The organism is Microbispora catharanthi, assembly GCF_006334915.2.
In the GTDB taxonomy this organism is placed as follows: Bacteria; Actinomycetota; Actinomycetes; order Streptosporangiales; family Streptosporangiaceae; genus Microbispora; species Microbispora catharanthi.
In genome coordinates this window covers 55848-76237 of sequence record NZ_VDMA02000033.1, presented here as the reverse complement: position 1 = coordinate 76237, position 20390 = coordinate 55848, and the positions used below count along the sequence as shown (strand labels likewise).

The 20390-nt window shown below is 71.7% G+C and carries 13 protein-coding genes and 1 pseudogene; 7 read left to right on the top strand and 7 right to left on the bottom strand.

What is annotated here, in order from left to right; translation table 11 throughout:
• Positions 1-277: response regulator transcription factor (locus FH610_RS39030; protein ID WP_139580268.1), on the top strand; the 277-nt coding region annotated here is incomplete at its 5' end.
• A 179-nt stretch (positions 278-456) separates the two neighbouring features.
• Here FH610_RS39030 and FH610_RS39025 read toward each other — a convergent pair.
• Complete coding sequence (locus FH610_RS39025) at positions 457-2172, bottom strand: sensor histidine kinase (protein ID WP_139580267.1); 1716 nt, start codon at positions 2170-2172, stop codon at positions 457-459.
• 94 nt (positions 2173-2266) lie between these two features.
• A complete protein-coding gene (locus tag FH610_RS39020) occupies positions 2267-2866 on the bottom strand; it encodes a hypothetical protein (protein WP_240809455.1) in 600 nt (199 codons plus the stop codon).
• A 288-nt stretch (positions 2867-3154) separates the two neighbouring features.
• On the opposite strand from FH610_RS39020, the gene FH610_RS39015 reads away from it, so the two are divergent.
• Complete coding sequence (locus tag FH610_RS39015; RefSeq protein ID WP_139580266.1) at positions 3155-4021, top strand: universal stress protein; 867 nt, start codon at positions 3155-3157, stop codon at positions 4019-4021.
• A 539-nt stretch (positions 4022-4560) separates the two neighbouring features.
• On the opposite strand, the gene pflA is transcribed toward FH610_RS39015, so the two are convergent.
• From pflA to FH610_RS38995, 4 genes are all read right to left on the bottom strand, one after another.
• Entirely contained in the window at positions 4561-5370 is an 810-nt protein-coding gene (gene pflA / locus FH610_RS39010) for a pyruvate formate-lyase-activating protein (protein WP_139580265.1), read from the bottom strand.
• On the bottom strand, positions 5370-7643 hold the full coding sequence (gene pflB, locus FH610_RS39005) for a formate C-acetyltransferase (RefSeq protein WP_139580264.1): 2274 nt from the start codon (positions 7641-7643) through the stop codon (positions 5370-5372). Before pflB ends, pflA begins: the two co-directional genes overlap by 1 nt.
• 183 nt (positions 7644-7826) lie before the next feature.
• Complete coding sequence (locus FH610_RS39000; RefSeq protein ID WP_139580263.1) at positions 7827-8249, bottom strand: Hsp20/alpha crystallin family protein; 423 nt, start codon at positions 8247-8249, stop codon at positions 7827-7829.
• Between the two features lie 270 nt (positions 8250-8519).
• Positions 8520-9221 carry a CBS domain-containing protein gene (locus FH610_RS38995; protein WP_139580262.1) on the bottom strand — a complete coding sequence of 234 codons (702 nt, stop codon included), beginning with the start codon at positions 9219-9221 and terminating at the stop codon, positions 8520-8522.
• 109 nt (positions 9222-9330) lie between these two features.
• Here FH610_RS38995 and gap point away from each other — a divergent pair.
• The 5 genes and pseudogenes from gap to mgtA all read left to right on the top strand — a co-directional run.
• Positions 9331-10383, top strand: a pseudogene (gene gap, locus FH610_RS38990) (type I glyceraldehyde-3-phosphate dehydrogenase); the annotation flags it as partial.
• Positions 10384-10556: 173 nt separating this feature from the next.
• Positions 10557-11567 carry a zinc-dependent alcohol dehydrogenase gene (locus tag FH610_RS38985; RefSeq protein ID WP_139580260.1) on the top strand — a complete coding sequence of 337 codons (1011 nt, stop codon included), beginning with the start codon at positions 10557-10559 and terminating at the stop codon, positions 11565-11567.
• 7 nt (positions 11568-11574) lie between these two features.
• Positions 11575-12477, top strand: a complete 903-nt coding sequence (locus FH610_RS38980; protein WP_139580259.1) for a hypothetical protein — start codon at positions 11575-11577, stop codon at positions 12475-12477.
• 25 nt (positions 12478-12502) lie between these two features.
• Positions 12503-14980 (top strand): cation-translocating P-type ATPase, encoded by a 2478-nt coding sequence (locus tag FH610_RS38975; RefSeq protein WP_240809454.1) that lies wholly within the window; start codon positions 12503-12505, stop codon positions 14978-14980.
• Entirely contained in the window at positions 14977-17520 is a 2544-nt protein-coding gene (gene mgtA, locus FH610_RS38970) for a magnesium-translocating P-type ATPase (RefSeq protein ID WP_240809453.1), read from the top strand. Before FH610_RS38975 ends, mgtA begins: the two co-directional genes overlap by 4 nt.
• 19 nt (positions 17521-17539) lie before the next feature.
• Here the strand turns inward: mgtA and FH610_RS38965 are convergent, their stop codons facing one another.
• Entirely contained in the window at positions 17540-20029 is a 2490-nt protein-coding gene (locus FH610_RS38965) for a bifunctional acetate--CoA ligase family protein/GNAT family N-acetyltransferase (protein WP_139580256.1), read from the bottom strand.
• Between the last annotated feature and the right edge of the window lie 361 nt (positions 20030-20390).

Below are 20390 nucleotides of genomic sequence, written 5' to 3'. Positions count from 1 at the left end.
GTCGCTGCTCGACCCGCAGACCACGGCCGCGATGCTGCACCGGCTGCGCGACCAGGCCACGAAGAAGGACCCGCTGGCCGCGCTGTCGGACCAGGAGCGGCAGATCCTGGAGCTGATCGGCGAGGGCTTGACCAACCGCCAGATCGGCGAGCGGATGTTCCTGGCCGAGAAGACGGTCAAGAACTACGTGTCCAATCTGCTGAGCAAGCTCGACATGCAGCGCCGCACCCAGGCCGCCGCGCTCGCCGCCCGCCTCAAGGCCGAACACCAGCAGTGACATCAAGCGGACGTGCCGAGCGATGTCACCGTCGCCGCGGTCGACGTCGTGGCACCGGATCCGCGGCACGTCTCGCCCCATTGTCATGTGCGGACGCCCGAGGCTGCGGCTGGGCGGACGGATCAGGAGACGTACCGCAGCCGGCGGAGGCGGCGGCGTCCTCACGCGGCACGAGCTGATCAGCCCAGCGGGACGCTCCACTCCAGTCGGGCGCCGCCGGCGTCAGGGGAGGTGAGGGTGAGGGCGCCGCCGAGTCGTTCGGCGCGGTCGGCGAGGTTGCGCAGGCCGCTGCGGCGGCCCTCGGCCGGGATGCCGACGCCGTTGTCCTCCACCACGAGGGTCAGCCGCCCGTCCCCGGCGTGGACGGCGACGTCGGCGCGGGTGGCCTTGGCGTGGCGGACGAGGTTCGACAGGGCCTCGCGCAGGACGGCGAGCAGGTGTTCCGCGACCTGTGCGGGCACGTCGTTGTCGAGCCGGCCCTCCAGGCTCAGGCCGGGCATGAAGCCCAGGTGCCCGCGGGCGCCCTCGACCAGGTCGACGACCTGGGCGCGCAGGCTGGGCGAGGCGTCCTCGCGCGGGGTCTGCAGGGCGAAGATGGTCGAGCGGATCTGCCGGATGGTGGTGTCCAGCTCGTCGATGGCGGTCTGCAGCCGGGAGGAGGCCTCCGGCCGTTCGACCAGGCGGACGGCGCTCATCAGCGTCATGGCCACGGCGAACAGGCGCTGGATGACCACGTCGTGCAGGTCCTTGGCGATGCGGTCGCGGTCTTCCAGCAGGCCGAGCCGCTCGGCGTCGCGGCGGGTCTCGGCCAGCTCCAGCGCGACGGCCGCCTGCCCGGCGAAGGCGTGCAGCGTGCGCAGCTCCGACTGGCTGAACGGCATCCGCCCCGAACGCTTCACCAGCCCCAGCACCCCGCGTACGGCCCCGGCCGCGCCCAGCGGCACGGCCGCGGCCGGGCCCACCGGAGGGTCGTCGGCCCAGATCAGATGCACCTGGCTGTGGTCGAGATCGTCCAACGCCAGCGGCTCGCCGCTCAGGAACGCCCGGCCGGCGAGCGAGCCCTCGACCGCGACCTTGTCGTTGACAAGCCGGACACCCGGCCCGTCCTCGACCGGCTCGACATCCTGCAGCGCGACGCGCAGCACGTCGCGGTCGCGGTTCGGCAGCAGGATCGCCACGGCGTCGGCGTCGGCCATCTCGCGGGCGCGCCGGGCGATGAGCGTGAGGACCTCCTGCGGCTCGCCGCCGGACAGCAGCCGGGTGGTGATGTCCGAGGACGCCTGCAACCAGGTCTCGCGGCGGCGGCTCTCCTCATACAGACGGGCGTTCTCGACCGCCACTCCGGCGGCGGTGGCCAGGGCGACCACGATCGCCTCGTCGTCCTCGTCGAAGCTCCCGCCGCCGCGCTTCTCGGTGAGGTAGAGGTTGCCGAACACCTCGTCGCGCACCCGGACCGGCACCCCCAGGAAACTGCCCATGGGCGGATGGCCGGGCGGGAAGCCGTAGGACTCGGGATGCTGGGAGATGTCGGTCAGCCGCAGCGTCTGCGGCTCCTTGATCAGCAGGCCGAGCAGGCCCAGCCCGTGCGGCCAGTGCTCGATCCTGGCGATCTCCTCCTCGCTCAGCCCCACCGGCACGAACTGGATGAGCGTGTTCTCCTCCCCGATCACGCCCATCGCGCCGTACGTCGCGTCCACCAGCGTCGTGGCGGTGGCCACGATGCGCCGCAGCACGACCTCCAGATCGAGGTCGCTGCCGATCGACACGACCGCCTCCAACAGCGCGTGCACCCGATCCCGGGTGGCCAGCACCGCCTCCAGACGCGACTGCAACTCCGCCAGCAGATCATCCAATCGCATGCTGGGAATCAGCGAAGAGGGCTCCTTCTCCGTCATGGTGCGCAGTTTCGCATCGAACACATGCCAGTGCCCACCCCCGGCAGCCAGGGGCGGGCACTGGAGTCGACGGACCCTGAGTTCAGGGCGAGGTCTACTTGAGGATCGGGAAGCGGCGGACCAGGGGAGTGGCGGCCCACTGTGTGCCGAGTCCGAGGGTGGTGCCGGCGCCGGTGAGGGTGAGGCCGGCCAGGACGATGGCGTAGACGATGTGCTCGTCCATGAAGGGGTTGGTGGTCAGGGGCAGTTCGGCGGCCCACATCATGAGCAGGAGCAGTCCGCCGGTGGTGGCGGCGATGCGCATGCCCACGCCGAGGATGAGGGCGGTGCCGATGCCGGCGAGGCCGGTCATGAACAGCCAGTCGACCCAGGGCTGGCCGGCGAGGGTGTTGAACAGGCCGCCGAAGGTGTGGTCGGCGGTGCCCTTGAGGAAGCCGGTGGTCGGGCTGCCGCCGTTGATCCACGCTTTGGCGGTGGGGGTGGCGAAGCCCCAGCCGAACAGCTTGTCCAGGAAGGCCCACAGGAACACCCAGCCGATGGCGATGCGGGCGGCGGCCCAGGCGTACCGGGCCGGGCCGGCGGTGGCGGCGGGGATGGTCTCGCCGTGCGTGCGGGGGGCGGGGACGGTGACCGCGGTGGGAGCGGCGTCGTGGAGGCGGTCGTTCCTCTGGTTGCGCCCTTGGGTGGTGGCCATGACCGGCCCCTTTCAACGTCTTTGCTCTCTTGTGACACCTCAAGGAAACCGCGATCACCGGCCGTGCCGCAGGAGCCGTACGGCACGCTCCGGTCGTCTCGAAGTCCCGTGATCGTGGGACCTTCGGTCCACGTGCACAGCGAAATCACGCCGCGCATGGCCCACCGTGCCGGTCACGATGCGCACCTGGTGGGCGAGCCGGGGCGGAAGGTCACCTGCGGCGGTGACCAGTGCCCCTGCACCCCGCCCGGCACAGGCGGTCGAATGGGGGCGGATCGAGGAGGAGTCATGATCAAACCAGTCATCGTCGCCACTGACGGCTCGCCCGCGGCGGTCGCCGCGGTGGAGTGGGCCGCCGGCGACGCCGCCCGCAAGGGCCTGCCGCTGCGCATCGTGCACGCCGTCGACCGCCTGCCGTACGAGCTGACCCGCTACCCCGTCGTCCCCAGCGATGATCAACTGATCCGGGCGGGACGGCGCGTCCTGGAGGAAGCCGAACAAGCGGTCCGGGAGACCCACCCCGCGCTCCGCGTCACGACCGCTCTGCCGGAGGGCGAGCCGGTCAAGGTGCTGCGCCGGGAGGCCGCCGACGGTGCGGAGATCGTCATCGGCAGCACAGGCCATGGCGGGTTCGCCGGGATGCTGCTCGGCTCGGTCAGCACGCACCTCGCCGGCCAGGTCCCCGTCCCCCTTGTGGTGGTGCGGCCTGAACCGTCGGCGCCCCACGGTCTGATCGTGGTCGGCGTCGACGGCTCCGACGAGGCGGAGGCCGCGCTGACGTACGCGTTCGAGGAGGCACGGCTGCGTGGCTGCCGCCTGCTCGGCCTGTACGCCTGGCAACTTCCGGTGCACGCGTACGCACCCGAGATCACCTACGACGTCGACGAGGTGCGGCAGGCCCAGGAGGAGCACGTGGCCACTGTGGTGGCGACCTACCGGGAGCGCTACCCCGACGTGGACGCCGAGATCCGCGCTGTGTGCGCACACCCCGTTCCCGTACTCGTCGAGGCCGCAGAGAAGGCCGATCTCCTCGTGGTCGGGTCCCGCGGACTCGGTGCCATCGGCTCGGTGGTGCTCGGTTCGGTGAGCCGGGCCGTCCTGCACCACGCGGGCTGCCCCGTCGCCGTCGTGCGCCCTTCCGCCACCGACCAGTAGAGAGGCCTGTGAGATCTCCGGATGTGGCAGAAGGGGTGAAACGCCGCGCGGATCACGATTAGGGTGGTCCGCGCGGCTCACCCACAACCGCGTCCCCTGCACGTCGTGACTGCGTCCGGCTCACCCAGGGCCGGCGGCAGGAGCCGCCGACCACGGCTCGAGGAGCAGCGTGTGAGCGGCTGGACGGAGGCGCCTCACAGGTCACCCGTGCGGCTGATCGCGTTGACCTTCGCCTTGTCCGTGCCCTTCTGGCCGGCCGGTGCCGTGGCCGGCCGCCTGTCGGCGGCCCTGCCCGTCAGCGCGCTGATGGCGTGCTGCCCCGTGCTGGCGGCGATGCTGCTGGTCCGGCGTCATGAGCCGCGCGGCGCCGTGAAGCGGCTGCTGAGGCGCACCGTGGACTGGCCGGGGGTGACATGCCGCCTCCAACGTCGGCTGGTCCCTCTTCCCCGACCACGGGTCGCACTACGACCCCGTTGTCACGGGCAGTGTCGCCGCCGCGGTGGCCCTGCTGGTAATGACCGCATGGCCCGCGGCACGAGTCAGACGCTGGTGACGCCGTGCGCGGCGAACTGGGCGTGTACGCGCTCCAGCAGGGCCCGGTCCGGGGGCCTGACATCGGCCAGGGGGAAGGCCAGCCCGAGGCGGGCGTACTTGCCGGCGGCCATGCGGTGGAAGGGCAGGACGTCGACCCGTTCGACGTTGCCGAGTGTCGCGACGAATCGGGCCAGGCCGTCCACGTTCTCCTCGGCGTCGGTGTGGCCGGGGACCAGGACGAACCGCACCCAGACCGGGCGGCCGAGGTCGGCGAGGCGGCGGGCGAACCGCAGGGTCGGTTCCAGGCTCGCCCCGGTCAGCCGCCGGTAGCCCTGCGGGTTCCATGACTTGATGTCGAGCAGGACGAGGTCGGTGTCGGCCAGCAGCGCGTCGCTCGCTCGGTCACCGAGGAAACCCGAGGTGTCCAGCGCGGTGTGCAGGCCGCTGTCGTGGCAGCGGCGCAGCAGCTCGCCGGTGAATCGGGGCTGCAGCAGCGGCTCCCCGCCGCTGACCGTCACCCCGCCGCCGGCCACCGAGATGAACCGCCGGTAGCGGTCCACCTCGCTCATGACCTCGTCCACCGTGACGCGGCGGCCGTCGCGCATCCGCCAGGTCTCGGGATTGTGGCAGTACAGGCAGCGCAGCGGGCAGCCGCAGGTGAACACCACGAAGCGGGTGCCGGGACCGTCCACCCCGACCGACAGGTCCCACGACTCGATGACGCCGCCGCCCGCCGCCGGCTCCGAAGCGCGGAGCTCGGCGGCGGCGTCCTGGCGGAGCCGGGCGGTGGAGTCGTCAAGGAGCCTGTCGCGCATCACAGCCGTCCGTGGAAGGTGCGGTCGATCACGTCCTGCTGCTGCTCGCGGGTGAGCCGGACGAAGTTCACGGCATAGCCGGAGACCCGGATCGTGAGCTGGGGGTACTTCTCGGGGTGGTCCATCGCGTCGATCAGGGTGGCGCGGTCGAGCACGTTGACGTTCATGTGGAAGCCGCCCGCGTCGAAGTAGCCGTCGAGCACGCCCACCAGGTCGGCGACCCGGTCGTCGGCCGTGCGGCCCAACCCGTCCGGGGTGACCGTGCTGGTCAGCGAGATGCCGTCCCGCGCTTGGTCGTAGGGGAGTTTGGCCACCGACAGCGCCGAGGCGACCAGGCCGTGCCGGTCGCGGCCGTTCATCGGGTTGGCGCCGGGGGCGAACGGCGTGCCCGCCCTGCGCCCGTCCGGGGTGTTGCCGGTGTGCGTGCCGTACACGACGTTGGAGGTGATGGTGAGCACCGACTGGGTGTGCTCGGCGCCCCGGTAGGACGGGTGGCGGCGGATCTTGTCCATGAACGACTTCACGAGGTCCACGGCGATCGCGTCGGCGCGGTCGTCGTTGTTGCCGTACGCCGGGTAGTCGCCCTCGACCACGTAGTCCACGGCCAAGCCGGTCACGTCGCGAAGCACCCGGACGGTCGCGTGCCTGATGGCCGACAGGCTGTCGGCGGCCACCGACAGGCCCGCGATGCCGCAGGCGAGCGTGCGCTTGACCGGGTAGTCGTGCAGCGCCATCTCGATGCGCTCGTAGGCGTACTTGTCGTGCATGTAGTGGATGACGTTCAGCGCGTTCACGTACGTCTTGGCCAGCCAGTCCATCATCCGGTCGAACGCCGCCGCGACCTGGTCGTAGTCGAGCACGTCGCCGGTCAGCGCCGGGTAGGCCGGGCCGACCTGCTCGCCGCTGATCTCGTCCCGTCCGCCGTTGACGGCGTACAGCAGGGCCTTGGCGAGGTTGACCCGGGCGCCGAAGAACTGCATCTGCTTCCCCACGGGAGCGGCCGAGACGCAGCAGGCGATGGCGGTGTCGTCGCCGTACGCCGGCCGCATCAGCTCGTCGCTCTCGTACTGGATCGAGCTGGTCTCGATGGACAGGGCCGCGCAGAAGCGCTTGAACGGCTCGGGCAGCCGCGGCGACCAGAACACCGTGAGGTTCGGCTCCGGGGCGGGGCCGAGGTTGCGCAGCGTCTGCAGGTAGCGGTAGCTGGTGCGGGTCACCAGCGGCCTGCCGTCGGCGCCGATGCCGCCGATCGACTCGGTCACCCAGGTCGGGTCGCCGGAGAACAGCTGGTCATACTCGGGGGTGCGCAGGAAGCGGACGATGCGCAGCTTGATGACGAAGTCGTCGACGAGCTCCTGTGCCTGCTGTTCGGTGAGCCGTCCCTCGGCGAGGTCCCGCTCCAGATAGACGTCCACGAAGGTCGAGGTGCGGCCGAGGGACATCGCCGCGCCGTTCTGCTCCTTGACGGCGGCGAGATAGGCGAAGTACAGCCACTGGATGGCCTCGCGCGCGGTGCCGGCCGGGCGGGAGATGTCATAGCCGTAGGAGGCGGCCATCTGCTTCAGCTCGTCCAGCGCGCGGATCTGCTCGGCCAGTTCCTCCCGGTCGCGGATCACGGCGTCGGTGGAGAAGTCCCCATCGAGTGAGCGCAGTTCGGCCCGCTTGGCCTCGATGAGCCGGTCCACGCCGTACAGCGCGACACGCCGGTAGTCCCCGACGATGCGGCCGCGGCCGTACGCGTCGGGCAGGCCGGTGATGATCCCCGCGCGGCGGGCCGCCCGGATCTCGGGGGTGTAGGCGTCGAAAACGCCGTCGTTGTGCGTCTTGCGGTACTTGGTGAAGATTTCCCGCACCTTCGGGTCGAGCGTGTAGCCGTACGCCGCCAGGCCGTTCTCGACCATCCGCAGCCCGCCCGCCGGCATGATGGCCCGCTTCAGCGGGGCGTCGGTCTGCAGGCCGACGATGAGCTCACGGCCGGAGTCGATGTAGCCGGGACGGTGCGAGGTGATCGAGGAGGGCGTGGCGGTGTCCACGTCGTACACCCCACGCCGGCGCTCCTCGCCGAACAGGCTCGACACCTCCGCCCACACCGCGCGGGTCCGGTCGGTCGGCCCCGCCAGGAACGACTCGTCTGCCTCGTACGGCGTGTAGTTGGCCTGGATGAAGTCGCGCACGTCCACCGACCCGCGCCAGGTCGTGCCGCGGAAACCGCGCCACGCCTCATGCGCGGTCGCCTGCGCGGGACCCTGTGTCCTGACCTCCGTGACCGTCATCGCCTGTCCCCTTCCTCGGTTCCGCCTCCACTGTCGTCCCTGCCGCCGCCCGCCTCTGCGAGCGGAGGTCACCGATCACGGGGACCAAAGTCATCCGCGCGGTGGAAGGGGACGGGCGGGGGCCCGGCCGGCTCCCCGCCCGTCTCGTCCGCCCTCCGGTGGTTGCGAGGGCCTGTCTCGCGGTCAGTGCTGGACGAGGATCCTGCGGCCCGCGGTCTTGTTCTCCTCCTCCAGACCCACCGTGATCTCCAGGACTCCGTCCTTGTAGACGGCCGTCACGTCCTCGGCCTTGGCCGTCGGGGGAAGCGTGACCGAGCGGGAGAACGCGCCGTAGGCGATCTCGGAGCGGCGCGGCTCCTTGGCGTCCTTGACCTCCTTGGTCTTCTCGGCCCTGATGTGGAGAATCCCGTGGCCCACCGTGACCTCGAGGTCCTTGTCGGGGTCGATGCCGGGAAGCTCCGCCCGCAGCACGTACCGGCCGTCCGCGACGAAGTCCTCCACCCTGATGATCTGGCCGAACGGCCGGAACCCGTAGACCGGGCTCTCCAGCAGCTCCAGCAGTTCAGGGAAGGGGAACCGGCCCTGGCTCCGCTCCGTGAGGTTCATCGTGACCTCCTTGTCTCGATGACGACGCACCAAGCACACACCCGCCGCTTCCTCTCCGGCAGGGCAGGACGTCCCATCCGAAGGTCCTCGAAACACCTGCCGCCCGCGGGTCGTGAGTCCCCTCCCGGTGGGGCCTACGGCGCTGCACACCACAGCGACCCGACCGGCTCATGGATCCGTCTCATGGCTCCGGACACCGTGAGTCGCGGGCGCACACGCCCGCCTGGGCCGGTCGAGCCGCGACGCCGCCGGCGCCGGGCGGGGACCCTGTCATCGGTGGCGCCAGGTATGGGTGTCGTCCTCCTCCCACTCCAGGTGGTCGATCACGTCCACCACACCGTTGACACCGCGCGCCAGCCGGGCGGCCGTCAGGGCGTCGCTGCGCCAGTGCAGGCGACCGGTCAGTGTCACGACGCCCTGGTCGACCGTCACGGTCACCCCGGCCAGGTCGCGGAACAGGGAACGGCCGAACGTGTCGATCGTGATCTCGCGGGCGACGTCGGCGTCCGGGCGGGTGAAGACCCGCAGCAGGTCGTGCCGGCCGACCATGCCCTCGAGCGTGCCGTCCTCCCCGACGACCGGCAGATGCGTGACGCCGTGCTCGTCCATGAGCCGGATCGCGAACACCACCGCCGTTCCCGGGCCGATCGTCACGGCCGGGGAGGTCATCAGCTCGGCGGCCGTGTCACCGCGTGACTTCTCGCGCCATCCGTGCTCCGTCCGGCCGAACAGGCGCCGCAGCCGGGCGCGCAGCGGCGGCCGGTAGCCCTCGTGGGCGTACTGATCCTTGAACTCCTCCTTGAGCAGCAGGTCCGCGTCCGTGACGACGCCGATGACCCGGTCGTCGGCGTCGACCACGGGCACGGCGCCCAGGTCCGCGGCGATCAGCACCTGGGCGACGGTCTTGAACGGCGTGCCCCCCTCCACCGCAGGGACGTCGCGGGCCATGACCTGGGCGACCTTCACACGCATCTCTACCTCCTCGTGACACCTCCCGCATCCCACCGCCGCGACCCGGCGGAGGCGGAGAGGCGGAAGGCCTTCGCGCGGGGGCTGTTGCGCCTCTGTCTTCCGGCACTTACGCCTCTACGGCCGTTCCGCGCCGGAACGGACGATGGCGGCACAGTCGGCGTTGAGGAGGATCACCATGAGGATCGGCATCAACGGGTTCGGCAGGATCGGCAGGGCCGTGCTGCGCCGCGCGCTGCCCATGGGCATCGAGGTTGTCGCGATCAACGACCTCGCGGACGCGGCGACCCTCGCCCACCTGCTCAGGTTCGACTCCACGCACGGCCCCCTCGGCGTGCCGGTGACCGCGAGCGCCTCCTCCATCGACGTGGACGGCCGCAGCATCCCGGTCACCGCGCACAGCGATCCGGCGCACGTCGACTGGGCCGCCTACGGCGCCGATCTGGTCATCGAGGCCACCGGCAGGTTCCGCACGCGGGACGACGCGGCCCGTCACCTCAAGGGCGGCGCCCGCCGCGTGCTCATCTCCGCGCCCGGCAAGAGCGTGGACGTCACGATCGTCCCCGGTGTCAACGACGCGGCCTACGACCCCCGCCGCCACGAGATCGTCTCGATGGCCTCCTGCACCACCAACTGCGTGGCCCCGATGGTGAAGGTGCTGCACGAGAACTTCGGCGTCGTCCGCGGCTTCATGACGACCGTGCACGCGTACACCGCCGACCAGCGGCTGCTGGACGCCCCGCACAAGGACCCTCGCAGGGCCCGCTCGGCCGCCGTGAACATCGTCCCGACCACGACCGGGGCCGCCCGGATGGTCGGCGAGGTGCTGCCCGAGCTCGCGGGCCGGCTGGACGGCGTCGCGCTGCGCGTACCGGTCGAGGACGGGTCGCTCACCGACCTCGCCGTGGTGCTGTCCCGCCCCGCGGGGGTGCAGGAGGTCAACCGGGCCTTCGCCGGCGCCGCCGACCGGGAACTGAAGGGCGTGCTGCGCTACAGCACCGACCCGATCGTGTCCCGCGACATCGTGGGCGACCCCGCCTCCTGCGTGTTCGACTCCGCGCTCACCCAGGCGGACGGCGAATTGGTCAAGGTCTTCGGCTGGTACGACAACGAGTGGGGTTACGCCAACCGGCTCGTCGAGATGGCCGCCCGCATGGCCGAGTGACAGCCGAAGCAGCCGACGAGGCTCGCGGCGGTACACGCCGTGATGAGACGTCTTTCTATCCCGCCTGTGTCCGCGGCCACGGGCGTCCTCGCCGCGGTGCGGTGGCCCGTCCGGGCTCTGCCCCGCGCAGGCGCCGCGGGAGGGCGCTGAAAGCCCGGTGAGAGGAGAAGGCAATGCGTGCAGCGATGGTCACCCGGTTCGACGGCCCGGTCGAGATCCGCGAGGTCCCGGTTCCGGAGTTGCGGCCCGGCCAGGTGCTGGTGCGTGTCGAGGCCAGCGGGCTGTGCCACACCGACATCCACGCCGCCCGCGGGGAGTGGCCGGTCAAGCCGGCTCTGCCGTTCACGCCCGGCCACGAGGGCGTCGGCCTGATCGAGCAGGTCGGCGCCGGCGTCACCGGCCGGGCCGTCGGGGAGCGGGTCGCGGTCCCGTGGCTGGGCTACGCGTGCGGCGTCTGCGACTACTGCGTGAGCGGGCGGGAGACGCTCTGCGAGTCCCAGCTGAACACGGGCTACAGCCTGAACGGCTGCCACGCCGAATACGTCGCTGCCTGCGCCAGCCATGTGGTCCCCGTGCCCCAAGCCGTGAGCTCGTTCGACGCCGCTCCTCTGACCTGCGCCGGGGTCACCACATACAAGGCCGTCAAGGTCTCGGGGCTCCGTCCGGCCGAGCGTGCGGCGATCTTCGGCATCGGCGGACTGGGGCATCTCGCGCAGCAGTACGCGCAGATCTTCGGCGCCGAGACCGTCGCGGTCGACGTGACGGGCGAAAAGCTCCTCCTCGCCGGTGAACTCGGCGCCACTCACGTCGTGAACGCCGCGGCCGACGACCCGGTGCGAGCGATTCGCGACCTCGGCGGTGCCGACGTGGCCGTCGTCCTGGCGGCCGACCCGCGTGTCCTGCAGCAGGCGCACGCGTCACTGCGTCGTGGTGGGCGCCTGGTGCTGGTCTCGTTGCCCCGGGACAACGCGATGTCCCTGCCCGTCTTCGAGACGGTGCTGGGCGGCATCAGCGTGATCGGATCCATCGTCGGCACCCGCGCCGACCTGGCGGAGGTCTTCCGCCTGCACGCCGCCGGCCGCACGACGGTGAAGTACGAGACCCGCAAACTGGACGACATCAACCAGTCCTTCGAGGACATCCTCGCCGGCCGGATCCCCGCCCGGCTGGTCTTCGAGCTGTGAGACGGTCATGACCACCCTCGATGCCCGGCCCGCCCCTGCCGCCTCGACGGCATGGCCCGGCCGGGCCGTCGTCTGGCTACGGCTGTCGCTCACGGCAGCGCTCCTGGCCGCCGCGGGCAACATCTACGCGCTGTTCGATCTGGAAGGCGTCTACGGCAGGGAGACGAGCGCCTTCGTCGACCAGGCGATAGCCCAGGACGCCGTCGATCTCGTCGTGGTCTCCCCGGCGATCGCCGTCCTCGTCCTTCTCGCTCTCCGTGGCTCGCTCCGTGCGTACCTGACGTGGCTCGGCGCCGTGGCCTTCACGACCTACAACTACGTCGTCTACACGCTGTCGGTCCATGTCGGTCCGCTGTTCCTGGTCTGGGTCGCCGTCCTCGGGCTGTCCGCGTTCTCCCTCATCGGCGGTCTGGCGGCACTCGACGCGCGAGCGGTCGCCGCCTGGTTCGGCCAGACGTCGCGGCGGCCGGCGGGGTGGTCGCTCATCATCGTGGCCGCGCTGTTCACGCTGCTGTGGCTGAAGGACATCGTGCCCGCGATCCTGGCGGGCCGCCTCCCTCAGAGCGTGAGCGAGCTGGCCCTGCCGTCCAGCCCGGTGCACGTACTCGACCTGTCGTTCTTCCTGCCCGCCGCATTCGTCACCGGAGTGCTGCTCCTCCGAGGACGGCCATGGCCCCACACGACCGCGCCCGGCCTGCTGGCCTTCCTCGCGCTGACCGGGCTGCCGATCATGGTCACGCCCTTCGCCGCGCAGGCCCGCGGCGACGAACCCGCATGGGCGGTGCTTCCACCGATCGCGGTGATCACCATCGCCTGCCTCGCCGTCCTGGCCCGCCTGACGCGGACGCGTGGGCCGAAGGTCCTCCGACGGGATGGCTTTGGCCTGCGGTCTTCCCATACGTCCGAATGATCTGCTTGAGGGCATGGAGATCAGCGTGCGAGAGCCGGCCGGACTGAGCGCTGCGGCGGCGTCGGAGCGGCTGGCCGAGTACGGGCCGAACGAGTTCCCGCAGCCGAGGCCGCCACGCCTGCCCGTCCGGGCCGCCCGCCAGCTCGCCGACCCGATGTCGATCCTGCTGCTGATCGCCGGACTGGTCACCCTGCTCGTCCTCGGCGAGGTTCCCGAGGGAGCGGCGATCTTGACCATTCTCCTGGTCAACGTGGTCATCGGGGTGAGCCAGGAGACGAAGGCCGACCACGCCGTACGGGCGTTGCGCACCCTCACCGCGCCCATGGCCAAGGTCGTCCGCGACGGTGTCGTACGGAGGGTTCCCGCCGCCGAGGTCGTACCGGGCGATGTCGTGCAGGTCGCGGCCGGAGACCGCGTCCCCGCGGACGCGCGGCTGTCGCAGGCGAACGCCCTGGGGGTGGACGAGTCCATGCTCACCGGGGAGTCGCTGTCGTCCGACAAACGGGCCGCGCGAGCGGACGGAGCCGGCGGCACGCTCGCCGATCGCTGTGACGAGTTGTTCGCAGGGACGCTCGTCGTCCGGGGTTCGGGAGTGGCCGAGGTGACCCGCACCGGTGCCCGCACCGAGATGGGGCGCATCGCCTCCGCGCTGGGCGGCGGCGTCAAGGGCCCGCTGGCGGTGGAACTCGCACAGGTGTCGCGGCGGATCGGCCTGGTCGCCGTCATGGCGGGCGCCGTGATGATCCTCATCGGACTCACCCGGGTCCAGCGGGGCGAGGCCACGCTCCTCGACATCATCCTGGCCGGGGTGGCGCTGGCCATCGCCGCCGTGCCGGAAAGCCTGGCCGCCGCCGTGACCACGGCACTCGCGCTCGGCTCACAGCGCATGGCGGCGCTCGGCGTGATCGTCCGGCGGCTGCCGGCCATCGAGGCGCTCGGCGCGACCACCGTCATCGCCACGGACAAAACGGGCACGCTGACCACTGGGCACCTGACCGTGACCGACCAGGTGGCGGTGTCCGAAAGCGACCTGTGGCGTGCCGCGCTGCGCTGCAACGACGCCCGAGACGGGCTGGGGGACGCGGTCGACGTCGCCCTCGCCGTGGCCGCCGAGCGGCACGGGGTGAGGCTGCCGCCCGACGAGGAACGCCTGGCCGCCCGGCCGTTCGACGCCGAGACGAGGTCGATGGCCGTGATCACCACGGCGGCCGGGGGCGGGCCTCTGCTGACGGTCAAGGGCGCTCCGGAGGTGGTGCTCGCCCGGTGCGTTCCCGGTCCGGGGACCGAACTGCTGGTGCGAGCGGTTTCCGGTCTGGCGGACCGGGGCCTTCGGGTGCTCACGCTCGCAGACAAGCACACCGACGACCTGGACGCGACAGGGCTGCGTCCGCTGGGCCTGGTCGCGCTCAGTGACGAGATCCGCCCCTCGGCGGCGCGGGCGGTGGCGGACTGCCGCGCCGCCGGCATCCGCGTGGTGATGGTGACCGGCGACCACGCGGACACCGCCCGCGCCATCGCCGGGGAGGTGGGCATCGACACCGACCCCGTCGTGACCGGCGCCGCGCTCCAGACCCTCGGAGGTGCGGCCGGCGATCGTTCGAAGCGGTTCGCCCGGCTGCGCGAGGCGGCCGTGCTGGCCCGCGTCGACCCCGGCACCAAGCTCGACCTGGTACGCGCCCTGCGCGAGGACGGCCAGGTCGTGGCGATGACCGGCGACGGCGTGAACGACGCTCCGGCACTGCGCAACGCCGACGTGGGGGTGGCCATGGCCGGAGAGGAGGGAACGGACGTGGCCCGGGAGGCGGCCTCCGTCGTCGTCACCAACGGCGACCTCGGCACCATCGTCGCGGGGGTACGCGAAGGACGCCGCCTGCGCCACAACGTGGCCTCGATGGTCGGATACCTGCTCATCGGCAACCTCGCGGAGATCCTGATCGTCCTCACCGGCCTGATCGCCTGGCCGGATCTGGTCGTGCCGCTGCTTCCCGTGCAGCTGCTGTGGATCAACCTGGTGCTGGACGGCATCCCCGCCATCGCGCTCGGCGTCGACCGGCCCGCCGGCGACCCGCTGGCACTGCGCCCCACCGGCGGCCTGCTCTCCTGGCCGGTTCTGACCCGGATCGCGCTGCGCGCGGTGGCCGTCGGCGCGCTCGTCTTCGCGGCCGTCGAGGTCGCCCGCCGCCTCGGCTGGAGCGAGGAACAGGTCCGCAGCCAGGCCGTGCTCTCACTGGTCTTCGCCCGTCTGACCCTCGCCTACGTCGTCCGGGCCCGCCGCCGGACCTTCGAGCGCGGCTGGTGGCGGAGCCGTTCGGTACTCGCCGCGGTGACCGCCACCGCGGCGCTGCAGATCTTCGTGACGGTGATTCCGGCGCTGGGCGCGCCGCTCGCGCTGGTGCCTCTGCCACCCGCCGGCTGGGCGATGGCACTGGGCGCCGCCGCGCTCTCGGTGCCGGCGTGCGACATGGTGCGCTCCGGCCGGCGAATGAGGAAGGACCCACGGTGACAGAACCGGCCGTGACAGGGCTCACCGACGAGCAGGCCGCGGCCATCCGGTCAAGGGTCGGCTTCAACGCGGTGCGCAGCCACCGGGCGCGTCCGCTCGCGGTGCTGGCCCGGCAGCTCCGCAGCCCGCTGCTGATACTGCTGCTGGTCGCCGCCACCGTGTCGTTCTTCGTCGGGGAGCGGACCGACGCGGTGGTGATCGGTGTGATCGTCGCCTTGAGCGTCGGGCTGGGCTTCGCCAACGAATACCGCGCCGAGCGTGCGGTGGAAGCGCTGCACGAGCACATGCGCAGCCGGGCGCGCGTGCTGCGCGGCGGCACGCTGGTCGAGCGCGACGTGACCGACCTGGTTCCCGGCGACGTGGTCCAGCTGAAGCTCGGCACCGTGGTCCCCGCCGACATCGAGCTGACCGAGGCCCGGGACATCGAGTGCGACGAGTCGGTGCTCACCGGGGAGTCGTTGCCGGTCCGCAGGAAACCAGGCGACACGGCGCTGATGGGCACGGTCGTCACCGCGGGAACCGCCACCGGGACCGTGTCCCGAACCGGCGCCCGTACGGCCTTCGGCGCGATCGCCGCGGGCCTGGGTGAGCGGCACGCGGAGACGGCCTTCCAGATCGGGCTGCGCAGGTTCTCCGGGCTGCTGGTATGGGTCGCCGCGGCGCTGACGGCCGGGGTGTTCGTCACGAACCTGGTCTTGGGCCGCCCACTGCTCGACGCCATGCTGTTCTCACTCGCCATCGCGGTCGGCGTCACTCCGCAGTTGCTGCCCGCGGTCGTCACCACCGGCCTCGCCACCGGGTCCCGTCGGCTCACCCGGCTGAAAGTGCTCGTGAAACGCCTGGTCGCCATCGAGGACCTCGGCGACGTCGAGGTGCTGTTCACCGACAAGACCGGCACGCTGACCCAAGCCAAGATCGCCCTGCGCCAGGCTCTGCGTCCCGACGGAACTCCCGACCGCGGCGATACCGTCGGCCCGTTCCGTCTCGGGGTGCTGTGCGCGGACCCGCCCGGCTCCGGGCCGCTCGACGACGCCCTCCACGACGCCCTCCACGACGCCCTGCACGGCACGGATGCCGTCGCGGGGGAGTGGACACCGGAGGGCTACCGGCAGCTTGACGCCAAACCCTTCGACCACGAGCGGCGCATGGCGTCCGTACTGGTCGAAGACCCCGCCGGCGACACGCTGACCATCGTCAAGGGAGCCCCGGAAGCGGTGCTGGCCCGGTGCCGGACCGTGCCGGAGGAGTCCCGTGCGCTCGCCGAGCGGCTGTTCGCCGAGGGCGCCCGCCTGGTCGCGATCGCGGTACGTCCGGGAGCCCGCGAACTGGTGGAGTCCGACCTGGACCTGGCCGGGTTCCTGGTGTTCAGCGATCCGCCCAAACCCGGTGTGGAGCAGGCGCTCCAACGCCTGGCCGCGCTCGGAGTCACCGTGAAGATCCTCACCGGTGACCACCCCGCCGTCGCCACCGGCTTGTGCGAGAAGATCGGCCTGCCCGTCTCCGGAGTGCTGACCGGTGAGGAGATCGAGCGTCTCGACGACGCCGCCCTGACCGATGCCCTGCCGGCGACCACGGTGTTCGCGCGGGTGAGCCCCGAGCAGAAGGCCAGGATCGTGAGCATCCAGCGAAGCGGCGGCCTGGACGTCGCCTTCCTCGGCGACGGCGTCAACGACGCGCTCGCCCTGCACCGCGCGGACGTCGGGATCTCCGTCGACACCGGGGCCGACGTCGCCAGGGACGCGGCCGACGTCGTGCTGCTGGAGAAGGACCTGGGCGTGCTCGCCGACGGCATCGTCGAAGGCCGGCGCATCTTCGCCAACACCGTCAAGTACCTCCTGATGGGGACGGCCAGCAACGTCGGCAACATGTTCTCCGCCGCGGCCGCCTCGGCGGTGCTTCCGTTTCTGCCGATGCTGCCGAGCCAGGTGCTGCTCAACAACCTGCTGTACGACGCCAGCCAGCTCGCCATCCCGGCCGACGCCGTCGACCGCGAGCAACTCGCCCGGCCCGCGCGCTTCGACCTCGGGCTGATCCGCCGGTTCATGCTGGTCTTCGGACCGCTCAGCTCGGTGTTCGACCTCGCCATGTTCGCGCTGCTGCTGCGGGTGTTCCACACCGAGCCGCCGCTGTTTCGCGCGTCCTGGTTCGTGGAGTCCCTCGCCACCCAGACCTTGGTGATCTTTATCGTCAGGACCCGCCGTACGCCGTTCTGGCGGAGCCGACCCGCCGCGGCCCTCGCGATCGCGGTGGGGTCGGTGGTGGCGGCCGGACTCGCCCTGCCGTATGTGCCCTTCGCACCCGACCTGGGGCTGGCACCCATCCCACCGGCGATTCTCGGCACCATCGCCGTCGTCCTGATCGTCTACCTGGCACTCGTGGAGGCCGTCAAACGGCGCTTCCGCGCCGTGCCTGCCCCACGCGAGCGACACCTGCCGCCCCACCACCGGGTGCATCGCCGGTCCACGCCGTTCAGCCGCAGGCTGCGGCCGGCCCGGAGAAATCAAGCCCCGGCACGGTCAGCCAGGTCCGCTTCGGCCTGACAGGTCGGCTCTCCATGACCTAGCGGAGACGACGCCGGAAGGGTGAGGGGAGCGGAGGCGCGGGCGCGAGCCTTACGCGAGCCTCCACGGCCACTGCTCCGTCCGCTGTCACGATGACGGGGTTGAGATCAAGCTCAGCGATCTCGGGCAGATCGTCCATGAGACGGCCGACGCGGACGATCTGGTCCTCCAGCGCCGCGACATCGGCCTCAGGCCGTCCGCGGTAGCCGTGCAGGAGCGGTGCGCTACGCAGCTCCGCGATCATGCGGGCGGCCTCGGCCCTGTCGATCGGCGGCACCCGGAATGCGCGGTCGGCGAGCAGCTCGGTCGCGACACCGCCGAGCCCTACCATGATCAGGGGCCCGAACGCCTCGTGCGCGACGCCTCCCAGGATCACCTCGACCCCCTCGCCCGCCACGGCCTGAACGATCGGGCCCGTCATGGCGGGACCGAGGCGAGCGGTGACGGATCGCGCCGTGCGGATGGTGTACGCCGACAGCAGGCGGGCCGTCGTGTCTTCGTCCAGCCATCGTCCCTGGGGATGAGCGGCGAGGTCGGCGGCGACGATCCGCCGAGCGGCGGCGAGGTCGATTCCCGGAACGTCCTCGGCAGGGGCCGCCGGCCGGGCGCGCCAGGCGGCATGGCCGGCCGCCCGGGCGAGGGCGTGCACGGCCTGCTCCGGGAAGGCGTATGCGGGGACCCTGCCGTCGATGAGCTCGTCGTGCCCGGCCAGGCACGCGAGCACGGGTTTCACCGCGCTCCTGGTGGCGGTCGCGATCGCCTCCCGGGTCGCGTCGAGACCCGCGCCGAACGGCGGTGTGTAGACGGTCAGCACGGCGTCGATGCCCGGGTCGGCCAGGACGGTCGCGATCGCGAAGGCGAAGTCGGCGGCACCGGCCTCGGCGGTGAGGTCGACGGGGTTGCCGACGGCGGCGGCCGGGTGGAGCCGGGAGCGAAGCGCCTCCACGGTGGCGGGGGACAGGTCCGGCACGACCAGGCCGAGCCGCTCACAGGCGTCCGCGGTCATCGCCTGCGGGCCTCCGGAGTTGCCCACGATCGCCACCCGAGGGCCGTCCGGCAGCGGCTGGAAGGCCAGCAGCCGGGCGGTGTCGAGCAGGTCCTGGACGCTGTCCTCCCTGATCACGCCGCACGCGCGTAACAGGGCGTCGACGGCGACATCGGGGGTCGCCGCGGCGGCGGTGCGCGAGCGGACGGCCCGGCTGCCCGAGGCGCTGCGTCCGCTCTTCACCACGATGATCGGTTTACGGGCGCTGATCCTGCGGGCTATCCGGGCGAATCTGCGCGGATTGCCGAACGATTCGAGATAGAGGGCGATGACGCCGGTGGCGGGATCGTCTTCCCAGTATTCGAGCAGGTCGTTGCCGCTGACATCCGCCTTGTTCCCGACGGAGGCGAAGGAGGAGACGCCGAGGCCCAGTTGCCCGGTCCGCTCGATGACGGCAGCGGCCACCGCGTCCGACTGCGACATCAGCCCCAGTGGTCCCGCGGGTGGACGTCCGGGCAGGAAGGCGGCGTGTAGACGGGCCGCCGTGTTCACGACGCCGAGGCAGTCGGGTCCGATCAACCGCATGCCCGCCTCACGGCAGACGCGCAGCAGTTCCTGTTCCGCCTCGCGGCCCCCGGCTCCGGTGAAGCCGCCGGTCAGGACGACCAGGGCGCGCACCTGGTGACGGGCACACTCACGAGCGACGCCGAGCACGGCGGAGGCCGGGACGGCGAGCACGGCCAGCTCAGCCTGCCCGGGCAGGGAGGCGAGGTCGGGATGGGCGGCCAGGCCGCACACCTCGGCGGCTCGGGGGTTGACGGGGTAGACCGGCCCGGGGAAGCCTCCGTCGACCAGGTTGCGCAGCACTCGATGCCCCACGCGGGCCGGATCGCGGCTGGCCCCGATCACGGCCACCGAGCGTGGGGTGAACACGTGTGCGAGGGAGCTGCGCTCCGCTTCGTGCGCCCGGGCCTCGATCTCGGCCACCAGGCTCTCGGTGGGTCGCGTGGCGATGCGGACCTCGACCTGCCCCTGCTCATACCGCTTGTCCACGGGTAGGCCGAGATCGTTCAGGACGCGCAGCATCGCCCGGTTCTCGGGCAGGACGGTGGCGACCAGGTGCTCGATACCCGCGTCCGCCGCGTCCAGCGCGATGTGCTCGAGCAGGAGCGTGCCGAGCCCGTGGCCGTGCACCACGTCATCCAGCAGGATTCCCACCTCGGCCGCCGGCCCGTCGGGGATGTATTCCGCCACCCCGACCATGAGGCCGCCGACCAGAGCGACCAGGGCGTGCCCGCCGTAGCCGGGGCCGGTGATCCGGTCCATGTACGCGTGGGCCGAGGCGGTGCCGCCGGTGAAGAACCGCAGGTACGCCGAGTGCGGTGAGGATCTGATGATCAGCGCGTGCAGGGCTTCGCGGTCGGATGACCGCAACGGGCGGATGTGCGCCACCCCGCCGTCACGCAGGAGGACGTCACATGCCTCGGCGACGGTTCGAACCATGCTCCCAGCGTCGACCGGCACCGGACCCACCCCCAGAGGCCTCCTCCCCTCTCGGCAGGGACCCTGGTCCCGAGGTTCTCGGACGGGTGCGATCCCCGGTGGCCGGCTGTGAGGCGGGCAGCCAGCGTGACGGCGTGGGTGCGTTGCGAGTCGAGCGTGTTCAGCGGGTCGCAGGCGTGATCGTCGATGGTCTTCTCGCCACGCCTCTCCGCCGGGCCGAAGGTCCCCTGGGCCGGTGGCTTTCGCCCGGAGCCGCCTGCGAGGTCCGGGTGATCTGCTGAGGGCATGGAACCCGCTGTGCGCACTCTGACCGGGCTGCCCGAGGAAGAGGCCGCATGGTCTTCGCCCGCCTGACCCTTGC